General features: G+C 57.6%; 13 protein-coding genes. 8 read left to right on the top strand and 5 right to left on the bottom strand.

Annotated elements, in window-relative coordinates; all coding sequences use genetic code 11:
* Positions 1–68: 68 nt before the first annotated feature.
* The 8 genes from ppsR to INF61_RS04735 all read left to right on the top strand — a co-directional run bounded on the left by ppsR (position 69) and on the right by INF61_RS04735 (position 8,199).
* A complete protein-coding gene (ppsR, locus tag INF61_RS04770) occupies positions 69–902 on the top strand; it encodes a posphoenolpyruvate synthetase regulatory kinase/phosphorylase PpsR (RefSeq protein ID WP_017384644.1) in 834 nt (277 codons plus the stop codon).
* Positions 903–1,052: 150 nt separating this feature from the next.
* Positions 1,053–2,099 carry a 3-deoxy-7-phosphoheptulonate synthase AroH gene (gene aroH, locus INF61_RS04765; protein ID WP_032670070.1) on the top strand — a complete coding sequence of 349 codons (1,047 nt, stop codon included), beginning with the start codon at positions 1,053–1,055 and terminating at the stop codon, positions 2,097–2,099.
* A gap of 209 nt (positions 2,100–2,308) precedes the next feature.
* Entirely contained in the window at positions 2,309–2,497 is a 189-nt protein-coding gene (gene hemP, locus INF61_RS04760; protein ID WP_015570723.1) for a hemin uptake protein HemP, read from the top strand.
* Between the two features lie 76 nt (positions 2,498–2,573).
* Positions 2,574–4,556, top strand: coding sequence for a TonB-dependent hemoglobin/transferrin/lactoferrin family receptor (locus tag INF61_RS04755; protein ID WP_017693583.1), 1,983 nt, complete (start codon positions 2,574–2,576; stop codon positions 4,554–4,556).
* 35 nt (positions 4,557–4,591) lie between these two features.
* Positions 4,592–5,620 carry a hematinate-forming heme oxygenase ChuS gene (gene chuS, locus INF61_RS04750; RefSeq protein WP_193041964.1) on the top strand — a complete coding sequence of 343 codons (1,029 nt, stop codon included), beginning with the start codon at positions 4,592–4,594 and terminating at the stop codon, positions 5,618–5,620.
* Positions 5,617–6,435 carry a hemin ABC transporter substrate-binding protein gene (locus INF61_RS04745; RefSeq protein WP_193041963.1) on the top strand — a complete coding sequence of 273 codons (819 nt, stop codon included), beginning with the start codon at positions 5,617–5,619 and terminating at the stop codon, positions 6,433–6,435. Before chuS ends, INF61_RS04745 begins: the two co-directional genes overlap by 4 nt.
* Positions 6,435–7,427 carry an iron ABC transporter permease gene (locus tag INF61_RS04740; protein WP_193547557.1) on the top strand — a complete coding sequence of 331 codons (993 nt, stop codon included), beginning with the start codon at positions 6,435–6,437 and terminating at the stop codon, positions 7,425–7,427. Before INF61_RS04745 ends, INF61_RS04740 begins: the two co-directional genes overlap by 1 nt.
* Positions 7,420–8,199 carry a heme ABC transporter ATP-binding protein gene (locus INF61_RS04735; RefSeq protein ID WP_193547556.1) on the top strand — a complete coding sequence of 260 codons (780 nt, stop codon included), beginning with the start codon at positions 7,420–7,422 and terminating at the stop codon, positions 8,197–8,199. Before INF61_RS04740 ends, INF61_RS04735 begins: the two co-directional genes overlap by 8 nt.
* On the opposite strand, the gene selO is transcribed toward INF61_RS04735, so the two are convergent.
* The 5 genes from selO to INF61_RS04710 all read right to left on the bottom strand — a co-directional run bounded on the left by selO (position 8,196) and on the right by INF61_RS04710 (position 12,549).
* On the bottom strand, positions 8,196–9,638 hold the full coding sequence (gene selO, locus INF61_RS04730) for a protein adenylyltransferase SelO (protein ID WP_193547555.1): 1,443 nt from the start codon (positions 9,636–9,638) through the stop codon (positions 8,196–8,198). The two genes, INF61_RS04735 and selO, sit on opposite strands and share 4 nt — an antisense overlap.
* Before the next feature lie 61 nt (positions 9,639–9,699).
* Entirely contained in the window at positions 9,700–10,413 is a 714-nt protein-coding gene (locus INF61_RS04725; protein ID WP_032104825.1) for an EAL domain-containing protein, read from the bottom strand.
* Between the two features lie 292 nt (positions 10,414–10,705).
* Entirely contained in the window at positions 10,706–11,170 is a 465-nt protein-coding gene (locus INF61_RS04720; protein ID WP_015570730.1) for an NlpC/P60 family protein, read from the bottom strand.
* Positions 11,171–11,242: 72 nt separating this feature from the next.
* Positions 11,243–11,998 (bottom strand): vitamin B12 ABC transporter ATP-binding protein BtuD, encoded by a 756-nt coding sequence (btuD, locus tag INF61_RS04715; RefSeq protein WP_193547554.1) that lies wholly within the window; start codon positions 11,996–11,998, stop codon positions 11,243–11,245.
* On the bottom strand, positions 11,998–12,549 hold the full coding sequence (locus INF61_RS04710; protein ID WP_022650905.1) for a glutathione peroxidase: 552 nt from the start codon (positions 12,547–12,549) through the stop codon (positions 11,998–12,000). The genes btuD and INF61_RS04710 overlap by 1 nt, the downstream gene beginning before the upstream one ends.
* Positions 12,550–12,562: the final 13 nt, after the last annotated feature.

Below are 12,562 nucleotides of genomic sequence, written 5' to 3'. Positions count from 1 at the left end.
TTGCTGTGAAATTAACTTTTTTAATTTATGCTTTCAGGCAATTACGTACGCTATTCAGGGTGGATAAAATGGATAATGCTGTCGATCGCCACGTTTTTTATATTTCTGATGGGACGGCGATAACCGCCGAGGTGCTGGGACACGCGGTGATGTCGCAGTTTCCGGTATCGATAAACAGCATCACGTTGCCGTTCGTGGAAAATGAGAGCCGGGCCAAAGCGGTCAAGGACCAGATCGACGCCATTTACCAGCAGACCGGCGTTCGTCCGCTGGTGTTCTATTCCATTGTGATCCCTGAGATCCGCAACATCATTTTGCAAAGCGAGGGCTTCTGTCAGGACATCGTGCAGGCGCTGGTTGCTCCCTTGCAAAGCGAGCTGAAGCTCGACCCAACGCCGATCGCCCACCGTACCCACGGGTTGAACCCCGGCAACCTGACCAAATACGATGCGCGTATTGCCGCCATTGACTACACCCTGGCGCACGACGACGGGATCTCCCTGCGCAATCTCGACCAGGCGCAGGTGATTTTGCTCGGCGTGTCGCGCTGCGGTAAAACCCCCACCAGCCTTTACCTGGCCATGCAGTTTGGCATTCGCGCCGCCAACTACCCCTTTATTGCCGATGATATGGATAACCTGGTGCTGCCCGCCGCGCTCAAGCCGCTCCAGCATAAGCTGTTTGGGCTGACCATCAACCCGGAACGACTGGCAGCGATCCGCGAAGAACGTCGCGAGAACAGCCGCTACGCCTCGATGCGCCAGTGCCGAATGGAAGTCTCCGAAGTCGAAGCGCTGTACCGGAAAAATCAAATTCCCTGGCTGAACAGTACCAACTATTCAGTAGAAGAAATTGCCACCAAAATCCTCGATATCATGGGGCTGAATCGCCGCATGTACTAATATGCTAGTACATTATTCCGGTTTCAGTTATTATTACGCCATCCTCGGGGCGACGTGCCCCGAACTTGAAATCAGCAGGGATTGGTTTAAGGTGATGCCCATCACTTCCCGGTAGTCTGCCGATGAAGCAAAAAATTTCTGAGACATTCCATGAATAAAACCGACGAACTGCGCACCGCGCGCATTGATAGCCTGGTCACACCGGCTGAACTGGCCCGGCTGCATCCCGTTTCCGCCGAGGTGGCGGACCATGTGACGGCCTCCCGTCGCCGCATCGAAAAAATTCTCAATGGTGAAGACAAACGTCTTCTGGTGGTGATTGGCCCCTGCTCCATCCACGACCTCGACGCGGCAATGGATTATGCACAACGCCTTCAGACGCTGCGCGGCACGTATCAGGATCGCCTGGAGATCGTGATGCGTACCTACTTTGAAAAGCCGCGTACCGTCGTGGGCTGGAAAGGATTGATTTCCGATCCCGATCTGAACGGTAGCTACCGGGTGAATCACGGTATTACGCTGGCGCGCAAGCTGCTGTTACAGGTTAACGAGCTGGGCGTGCCAACTGCCACCGAATTTCTGGATATGGTGACCGGACAGTTTATTGCCGACCTCATTAGCTGGGGCGCGATTGGCGCACGTACCACCGAAAGCCAGATCCACCGTGAAATGGCGTCGGCGCTCTCCTGTCCGGTGGGCTTCAAAAACGGAACGGACGGCAATACCCGAATTGCCGTAGATGCCATCCGCGCGTCACGCGCCAGCCATATGTTCCTCTCCCCGGATAAAAACGGCCAGATGACCATCTACCAGACCAGCGGCAACCCGTTCGGACATATCATTATGCGTGGCGGTAAAAAACCGAATTACCATGCAGAAGATATTGCCGCCGCCTGCGAAACGCTGGCGGAATTTGACCTGCCGGAGCATCTGGTGGTGGATTTTAGCCACGGCAACTGTCAGAAACAGCACCGCCGCCAGCTGGATGTCTGCGAGGAAGTTTGCCAGCAGATCCGCAGCGGCTCGACCGCCATTGCAGGAATTATGGCGGAGAGTTTTATCAAAGAAGGCACGCAGAAAATCGTCGCTGGACAGCAAATGGTCTACGGCCAGTCAATCACCGACCCGTGCCTGAGCTGGGAAGACAGCGAGCTGCTGCTGGAGATGCTGGCTTCAGCCGTGGACACACGCTTTTAAAATCCTGCCGGGTGACGCTACGCTTACCCGGCCTACGGTACGTGCCCTTCTCCCTCTCCCCGTGGGAGAGGGTCGGGGTGAGGGCATCAGACCGCACCTCTCCCCCAAATTTGATCCCGTCACACAATTTTCACAAAAACGCTTGCCGTGAATTTGCAGTTTATTGATAATGATTATCATTGTTACATTGATTGTTATTTCTAAACATTATGTCACCGACCGATAACAGCGCGGCAACGCCAACAAAAACACACACAGCGCCGTCCCCTGCTCCCACCGATCGCCGAATCGACAGCAAAAGCCTGTTGGGTGAGGAGGGACGGGTCATTATCGAGCATGACGGCCAGCACTACCTGCTGCGCCAGACCAATGCCGGAAAACTGATCCTGACTAAATAAACCAGACAACACATTCGCCAGCCACCCAGGTGATCCCCAGGCAGCCAGCGCTTTTCAATTCTTATGGAGAGTTGCTATGCCACACCTGCAATCCGCGTCTTTACGCCCGTCTCTTCTGGCGCTGGCGATTGTCAGCACCCTGCCGGGCGTTACGTTTGCCGCCGCAGACGAGATCACCGTCACCGCCACCGGCAATGCCCGCAGCGCCTTTGAAGCCCCCATGATGGTGAGCGTGATTGACGCCACCGCGCCGGAAAACCAGACCGCCAGCTCCGCCGCCGACCTGCTGCGCAAGGTGCCCGGTCTGACGCTGGACGGCACCGGGCGCACCAACGGTCAGGACGTTAACCTCCGGGGCTATGACCGCCGTGGTGTGCTGATACTGGTGGATGGCGTGCGCCAGGGCACTGATACCGGACACCTGAACAGCACGTTCCTCGATCCGGCGCTGATCAAACGTATTGAAGTAGTACGTGGTCCTTCCGCCTTGCTGTACGGCAGCGGCGCGCTGGGCGGCGTAATTTCGTATGACACCGTCGACGCCAGCGATCTGCTGGATGCAGGTAAAAACAGCGGCTATCGCGTATTTGCTACCGGTGCAACGGGCGATCACAGCATCGGGATGGGTGCCAGCGCCTATGGCCGCACCGATACCCTGGACGGTCTGGTCTCCTGGTCCAGCCGCGATCGCGGCGACATTCGCCAGAGTGACGGCGCGAGGGCGCCAAACGACGAATCCATCAACAATATGCTGGCGAAAGGCAGCTGGAAAATCGATCCGGCGCAGACGCTGAGTGGCTCCCTGCGCTACTACAACAACGACGCGCAGGAGCCGAAAAATCCGCAGACCACGGATGCCAGCAGCAGTAACCCGATGACCGATCGTTCCACCATTCAGCGCGATGCCCAGCTTGGCTACCGCATTGCGCCAGCCGGAAACGACTGGCTGAACGCCGATGCGAAAATTTACTGGTCCGAAGCGCGGATCAACGCCCAGAACATCGACGCCAGCGGCGAGTTCCGTAAGCAGACTACCAAAGGCGGCAAAGTGGAAAACCGCACCCGCCTGTTCAGCGACTCTTTCGCCTCGCACCTGCTGACCTACGGCGGGGAATACTATCGTCAGGAGCAACACCCTGGCGGCGCGACCACCGGCTTCCCGGACGCGAAAATCGACTTCAGCTCCGGCTGGTTGCAGGATGAGATCACTCTGCGCGACCTGCCGGTAACGCTTCTCGGCGGGACGCGTTACGACAACTACCGCGGCAGCAGCGACGGTTACGACGACGTGGATGCGGATAAGTGGTCATCACGCGCCGGGTTAACCGTGAGTCCAGCCGACTGGCTGATGCTGTTCGGCTCTTACGCCCAGGCCTTCCGTGCGCCAACGATGGGCGAGATGTATAACGACTCGAAGCACTTCTCTATCGGCAGCTTCTACACCAACTACTGGGTGCCGAACCCGAACCTGCGTCCGGAAACTAACGAAACCCAGGAGTTCGGTTTTGGGCTACGTTTTGACGATCTGCTGCTCGCCAACGACGCGCTGGAGTTCAAAGCCAGCTACTTCGACACCAAAGCGAAAGATTACATCTCCACTACCGTCGATTTTGCGGCGGCCACCACCATGTCCTATAACGTACCAAATGCCAAAATCTGGGGCTGGGACATGATGGCGACCTACGCGACCAGTCTGTTCAACCTGGACGTGGCCTACAACCGCACACGCGGGAAAGATACCGACACGGGCGAATACATCTCCAGCATCAACCCGGACACCGTCACCAGCAAGCTGGATATCCCCGTGGCGCAAAGCGGCTTCTCCGTGGGCTGGATCGGCACCTTCGTCGAACGTTCAACGCACATCAGCAGCAGCTACAGCGAGCAGCCTGGCTACGCAGTGAATGATTTCTACGTCAGCTATAAAGGTCAGCAGCAGTTCAAAGGCATCACCACCACCCTCGTGCTGGGGAACGCCTTCGACAAAGCCTACTGGTCACCACAAGGCATCCCGCAGGATGGCCGCAACGGCAAGATCTTCGTCAGTTATCAATGGTAATTCCCTTCGGGGCAACGATTCAGAAGGATAAGATTATGGGTCACTACACACGCTGGCTTGAGCTTAAAGAAGAACATCCGGGTAAGTACGCCCGTGATATCGCCGGATTAATGCACATCAGCGAAGCAGAGCTGGCATTTGCGCGCGTTGGACACGACGCCTGGCGGCTGCGCGGTGAAATCCGTGAGATTCTGGCAGCGCTGGAGTCGGTGGGGGAAACCAAATGCATCTGCCGTAACGAATACGCCGTTCACGAACAGGTCGGGGCGTTTACTAACCAGCACCTCGGCGGCCACGCCGGGCTGGTGCTGAATCCGCGCGCGCTGGATCTGCGTTTGTTCCTCAACCAGTGGGCGAGCGCGTTTCACATAAGTGAAACGACCTCCCGCGGCGAACGTCAGAGCATTCAGTTCTTCGATCATCAGGGCGACGCTTTACTGAAGGTCTACACCACGGATCACACCGACGTTGCCGCCTGGGGCGACGTGCTGACCCGTTTTATCATTGCCGATAACCCCACTCTGGCACTGAAGGCTGTCGATGCCCCTGCGCATTCCGACGGTGCTGATGCAGGCTCGGTGGAGAAAGAGTGGCGCGCCATGACCGACGTGCATCAGTTCTTTAGCTTACTGAAGCGCCATAACCTGAGCCGCCAGCAGGCGTTTCGTCTGGTGAGTGACGATCTGGCCTGTAAGGTGGATAACAGCGCGCTGGCACAGCTGCTGGACACGGCGCGACAGGACGGAAACGAAATCATGATCTTCGTCGGCAACCGCGGCTGCGTGCAGATCTTCACCGGTGTGGTGGAAAAACTGACGCCCATGAAGGGCTGGCTGAACATCTTCAACCCAACCTTTACCCTGCATCTGCTGGAGGAGACTATCGCTGAGACGTGGGTAACGCGCAAGCCTACGGCGGACGGACACGTTACCAGCCTGGAGCTGTTTGCTGCGGACGGCACTCAGATCGCCCAGCTCTACGGCCAGCGTACCGAAGGCGAGCCTGAGCAGAGCCAGTGGCGCCGCCAGATTGACGCCCTGACGCCAGAAGGGCTGGCCGCATGAAAAAATGGTTTGCCCTGCTAAGCGTCCTGCCGCTGGTCGCCGTCGCCGCGCCGGAGAGAATTGTCGCCCTCGGCGGCGACGTGACGGAGATCGTCTACGCCCTCGGCGCGGAGTCTTCTCTGGTTGCGCGCGACAGTACCAGCCAGTGGCCGCAGGCGACAAACGCGCTACCTGACGTGGGGTATCTTCGCCAGCTGAATGCGGAGGGGATTTTGTCCGTACGCCCGACGCTGGTACTGGCAAGCGACCAGGCGCAGCCCTCTCTGGCGCTGAAACAGGTTGAACAGAGCCACGTCCGGGTGGTTACCGTTCCCGGCACGCCTGACCTGCGCGCGATTGACGAAAAAGTACGGGTGATAGCTCAGGCGACGCATCATGAGGCGCAAGGGGAAACCCTGCGCAGCTCGCTGCGTCAGGCGCTGGCGGCACTGCCCTCAACACCGCTCAACAAGCGGGTGCTGTTTATCCTCAGCCACGGCGGAATGACCGCAATGGCGGCCGGGCAACAGACCGGCGCGGATGCGGCAATACGCGCCGCCGGGTTGCAGAACGCCATGCAGGGCTTTACCCGCTATCAGCCGCTTTCGCAGGAGGGGGTGATGGCCAGCCAGCCGGATCTGGTGGTGATTTCGCAGGACGGCCTTAACGCGCTGGGCGGCGAAGAAAATCTGTGGAAACTGCCCGGCCTGGCGCAAACGCCAGCGGGACGAAGCAAGCAGGTGCTGGCTATTGATGACATGGCCCTGCTGGGCTTCAGCGTCCGCACGCCGAAAGCCATACAACAGCTGCGTGCCAGAGCGGAGCAACTGCCCTGATGTCCCGGCGCATCACGTTATCGTTATGGCTTCTGGCGGGGTTGCTTACCGTCATGACGTTCATGGCCACCGGTTTTGGGGCGTTACGCCTGCCGGTGAACGTGCTGTGGAGCGGCAGCGATGAGACGCTACGCCAGATCTGGCTCACCATCCGTCTGCCTCGCGTGCTGCTGGCGCTGGTGATTGGCGGATCGCTGGCGCTCGCCGGCTGCGTCATGCAGGGGCTGTTCCGCAATCCGCTGGCCGACCCGGGCCTGCTCGGGATCAGCAGCGGTGCGGCGCTGGCCGTCGCCCTGTGGGTGGTGCTCCCGCTCTCGCTGCCCGCGCTGGTGATGCTTTACGCCCCTATGCTGGCGGCATTTCTTGGGGCGCTGGCAGCCACAGGCGTGATCTTCCTGCTCAGCAAGCAGCGTGACACCTCTCTGTCACGTCTGTTGCTGGTGGGTATCGCCATCAATGCCCTGTGCGGTGCGGCAGTGGGTGTGCTTTCGTGGGTCAGCAATGACGCCCAGCTGCGTCAGCTTTCACTCTGGGGAATGGGAAGTCTTGGTCAGGCACAGTGGTCAACGCTGTTAGCCGTGACCTCGCTGATGGTGCCTGCCGTTCTGGCGATCTGGCGTTGTGCCAGCGCGTTAAATTTACTGCAACTGGGTGAGGAGGAAGCGCATTACCTTGGCGTGGACGTTGCCCTTGTACAGCGAATATTACTGTTATGCAGCGCCCTGCTGGTCGCTGCGGCTGTCGCCGTCAGCGGCGTGATTGGCTTTGTCGGACTCGTGGTGCCGCACCTGATGCGCATGTGGCTGGGCGCCGATCACCGGGCAACCCTCCCCGGCACGGTACTCGCGGGCGCATTACTGCTGTTGGTGGCGGATACGGTCGCGCGCACCCTGGTCGCTCCGGCAGAAATGCCGGTCGGCCTGCTCACCAGTATCCTTGGCGCTCCCTGGTTCTTATGGCTCATTTTTCGTCGTGGAGAACAGCATGGCTGAACGTTATACGGCTGAAAATCTTACTTTTACCCGATCTGGCCGCACGCTGACAGATAACGTTTCGCTGTCACTGTCGCAGGGAGAGCTGGTTACATTGATCGGCCCCAACGGCGCGGGGAAATCCACGCTGCTGCGGCTGCTGACCGGCTACCTGAAACCCGACAGCGGTGGCTGTTCGCTGGCGGGAAAAGCGCTGGATGAATGGCATCCGCAGACGCTGTCCCGCTATCGGGCACTGATGCGCCAGCAGTCTCAGCCTGGATTTGACTGGCAGGTGGATGAGATCGTTGGAATGGGGCGTGCGCCCTGGACGCGTCACCCGGAACCGTCGATTGTGCGTGAGGTGTTGCAGCTGACCGGTTGCCTGCCGCTGGCCGGCAGGCGTTATCATGCCCTCTCCGGCGGCGAGCAGCAGCGCGTCCAGCTCGCCCGCGCGCTGGCGCAGCTGTGGCGTGACGGAACGCCGCGCGGCTGGCTGTTTCTCGACGAACCCACTTCAGCGCTGGATCTCTACCACCAGCAGCATCTGCTGCGCCTGTTGAAATCGCTGACCCGTCAGGGCCATCTTCACGCCTGCGTGGTGCTGCACGATCTCAATCTTGCCGCATTATGGTCGGACCGGATCCTGCTGTTACACAACGGCAGGATTGTTTCTCAGGGCATACCGGAGACGGTTTTGCAGGCCGACGCGCTGGCACACTGGTACGGTGCGCAGGTGCACGTCGGCAGACATCCGGCGCACGCCGCACCGCAGGTTTTTCTCGCCCCTTAGCTTGAGCAGCTCACTTCCAGCCGCTTGCCCCAGTCCGGCGGGCGGCTGACATAGTCATCCTCCCGGTCGGCAAACGGCGTGCGCAGGGCGATATGCAGCCGATGCAGCTCGGTATAATCCCCCTGCTCTGCCTGCTCAATGGCCCGCTGCGCCAGCCAGTTGCGCAACACCATTGCCGGGTTAACCGCCTTCATCCGCGTCTGGCGGGTATCGTCATCAATTTGTTCCTGCTGTAAACGCGTCCGGTAAACGGCAAACCAGTCATCAAACGCCTGACGATCGATGAACTCGTCGCGCAGCGGTGACGCGGCGCTCTGCTGCGCGGTCTGGCTCAGCATACGGAAGGTTCGGGTATAGTCGCTGCCTTCCCGCGCCATGATGGCAAACAGCCCATTCAGCAGCGCGTTATCGCCTTTTTCCTGCGTCATCAGCCCCAGCTTGTTGCGCATTAACACACCGTATTCACGCAGCAGGACCTCCTGATAGCTGTCCAGCGCATCGTTCAGGGCATCGACGTCGATAAACGGCGACAGGCTTTGCGCAAGCCGCTGAAGGTTCCACAGCCCCACCGCAGGCTGGTTGTCGAAACGGTAACGCCCCTGATAGTCCGAATGGTTACAGATGTAACCCGGCTGATAGTCATCAAGGAAGCCGTACGGACCGTAGTCAAACGTCAGCCCTAACAGGGACATGTTGTCGGTATTCATCACCCCGTGGGCAAAGCCGACGGCCTGCCAGCGGGCAATCATTGCGGCAGTGCGCGCGACAATATCACGGAACCAGAGAACATAGCGGTCCGGCTCGTTTTGCAGGTGCGGCCAGTGACGGCGAAGGGCGTAATCGGCAAGCTGGCGGACCTTATCCGGCTCGCGGCGATAGTAGAAGTGTTCAAAATGACCGAAACGCAGATGGCTTTCCGCAACGCGGACCAGCATCGCTCCCTGCTCCATCGTTTCACGGGCCACCGGCGTGTCGCTGGTGACAATGGACAGCGCGCGTGAGGTGGGGATCCCCAGGGCATGCATCGCCTCGGAAGCCAGACCTTCACGGATGGTTGAACGCAGCACCGCGCGGCCATCCCCCATGCGTGAGTACGGGGTTAGCCCTGCCCCTTTCAGGTGCCAGTCGAGCGTTTCGCCATTCGGCAGAAGCTGTTCACCCAGCAGGATGCCGCGGCCATCGCCGAGCTGTCCCGCCCAGACGCCAAACTGATGTCCGCTGTAGACCTGAGCCAGCGGCTTCATGCCCGGGAGCAGCGTTTCGCCGCCCCAGACGCCAGCGCCTTTTTCTGGCTGAAAAAGCGTCGAAGGGATGCCAAGCGAATCCGCTAATGCATCGTTATGCCAGATAAGACGCGCGTTCTGTAATGGCGTTGGCTTAAGCGCGGTGTAAAAGCCGGGTAATTCATCGTGCCAGTGAGCAGTAAAAGACAGGGTCATAAGTCCTCCTGCTTTAAGTGTAGAGGGTTTCCCTGGACGTAAACACGGGCGAAGAAAGGGGTTATTGCTGAACGAGAGTCGTGACCCGCTCTGCCGGGACGGCAGGCCACAGGCTTCCCTGCATTGCACCGAAATTGAAGGGCAGCACGCGTTCTAAGATGCCGTGATCGTCAATTCCCGAGACCATGACCGACTGACAATGCGGCGCGATCTGCCAGAGAATGGCGCGCATAAAAGGCTCAAACGAGAGTGCCGACGCGCGCTGCTGGATAAAGTTTTTATCCAGAATCACCCGTTTGAACAGACCATCATAAACCGGTTTAAGGGAGGATGCCCCTGCACCAAAGTTAGCCAGTACTAAGGGGAAATGGATCGCCATTCTTGCCAGACAGGGATCGTCTTTCCCGTTATTTAAACCTGGATAGTTCTCATTAACAGTAAACTCAAGAAACGGATAACGCTCGAGGATTGAAACAGCGTTCTCATTAGTTAATAAAAACTCAACAATTGCAGGTGTAATATTGATCCATGCAATTAACTGATGCTGAATAAAAAATAGCTTACAGGTATCGAGTAATTGCAGTTTCTCCTGAAACAGCGCTAATTCATCTTCCTGAGAAAGATGTGGGATAACCAGTTCAGTCGGGATCCGTACGTCCGCACCCACGCCAGTAAAGTTAACCAAAATCTCTAAACCTTTAAGCAAACCTGCACTATCACGCGCCGGAAGGAGTAAAAGTTCAGACTGGTAAGCATTATCTAGCGTAATAATCATCGCGCTTGTCCTGCATTAAAGATGAGAGAGAACATCCTGGAGCAATTGCAGGCACAATTCCACTGTCTTGATTTTAATAAGATTAATTTCATTCTTTCCGTATTAATTTTCAGATTTTTCCCTGAATCTAAATTAATTTTATCCTGGTTATTGAATAATAGCCAGTTTTAGATAAAACAGGCACATGCGGACATAAATAATTGGGCAAAAATTTAACTTTAATCAACCCGCAAGAAAAGCCTGACGTCTATTTTCACCGCCAGGCCCTCCGCACTGCATTTTTATGCAGCGGTTAAATACGTCTGGCCTGCCAGAAGTTTTTACGCCAGTAAACATTATCCAGAGAGGAGCGCATCACGCCACGGCTGGTCGAGGCATGAATGAACTGATTATCGGTATCATAGATGCCGACATGAAGGCCGCTTTCACCGGAGCCCGTTTTAAAAAAGACCAGATCGCCGGGCAGGAGCTCGTCTTTATCAATTTCAGTGCCGATTTTCGCCTGCATACGCGTTTCACGCGGAAGCTGGAGGTCAAATTTATCGCGGAAGGTCATCAGCACAAATCCCGAGCAATCCACCCCGCCCCGGCTCATGCCGCCGTAGCGATAAGGTGTGCCGCGCCAGTTGCTGAGCTGATCGTTCAGGCTGGCAATGACCGTAATGGAATCGGAAAGCCGTGGGTTGGGCGGAGGTGCACGATGGCTGCTGCATCCTGCAAGAAAGAGCGCCGCAACAAGGAGAAACCAGAATCGCATTTCAGACGAATCCTCTGCTTTTTTTGTTCTTTAGGTAATTTAGCGTGCATCTATGCAGCTGTGCAAGAAAGGTTATTCCTGCGCCGTGGAAATGAGCATCTTGTGGCCTTCAATATCCAGCCTCCGGAACGACATGTGGTAAGCGCTCGCAAGATTGGCGGCCGTCAGCACGCTGTCGCGCGTTCCGCTGGCAATCAGCTTGCCACGCGCCAGCAACCACACCCGATGCGCGTGGCGCAACGTATGGTTTAAATCATGGCTGCTCATCACAATGGCAATCCCCTTGCGACACAGCGCGCTGAGCAGGGTATCCAGCGCTGCCTGTTGGGCAACGTCCAGCCCACTCATCGGCTCGTCCAGCAGCAGCAACCGCCCGTGAGGATTTCCCGCCGGATGGATCTGAAGGATAACGGCCGCCAGACGCACGCGCTGCCACTCGCCGCCGGAAAGCTGATTTGCCTGCCGGGTAAGCTTGTCGTCTAACCCGAGTGCCGCAGCAACCTCGTTGAGCAATCCCACCTGATTTTTGTCAGGCAGATGCAGCGTCAGGTAGTGCCAGACGGGCATCGCAAAGGGCGGAACCTGCTGCTGAACCAGATAGCTTCGACGGGAGGCAAGTGTAGCGGGTAGCCAGTCGACGAGCGATTGCCCGAGAAAGGTAATCTTTCCTTCCCCGGTGGTCAGCCCCGCCATGCACGCCAGTAGCGTGCTTTTTCCGGCGCCGTTTGGCCCAACCAGGTGAAGGATTTCACCTGCGTTGACTGCGGCAGTCACAGGCTCAAGACGTCCCTTCCCGGCAACGTCCGTGAGCTGCATCAGCAACGTCATTATTTCGCCAGCGCCAGCTTGATTGATTCCATCACGATAGGATCTTCAGGCGTCATGTCAGGCGAAAAACGCTGCACGACCTGACCGTCACGGCCAATCAGGAATTTTTCGAAGTTCCACAGAATATCGTCCGGATAGAGCGGCGCGCGGCCTTTACTTGCCATACGCTCATAGAAACCACTCTCTTCAGGCGCAACGGCGGTCGGCGCCGCGGCCACCAGTTTGGCATACAGCGGATGACGATTTTCACCGTTCACGTCAATTTTGCTGAACATCGGGAACGTCACGCCATAGGTTGTGCTGCAAAAGGTCTTAATCTCCTCTTCGCTACCCGGCTCCTGGCCCAGGAACTGGTTGCACGGGAAGCCGAGTACGGTAAAGCCGTCTTTTTCCCAGGCTTTATGAATGTTTTCCAGCTGTTCATACTGCGGCGTAAGGCCACATTTCGACGCCACGTTCACGATGAGCAGCACCTTGCCCTTGTAGCCTTCCAGCGTGGTTTTCTCGCCGTCAATGGTCGTCACTTCGGTATTCAGAATATCAGACTGCATAGCATTCCCTCAG

This window comes from Enterobacter cloacae complex sp. P18RS, from assembly GCF_014982105.1.
Taxonomy (GTDB): domain Bacteria; phylum Pseudomonadota; class Gammaproteobacteria; order Enterobacterales; family Enterobacteriaceae; genus Enterobacter; species Enterobacter hormaechei_C.
Note: the sequence above shows the minus strand (reverse complement) of the source record. Positions and strands in the feature narration are given on the sequence as shown.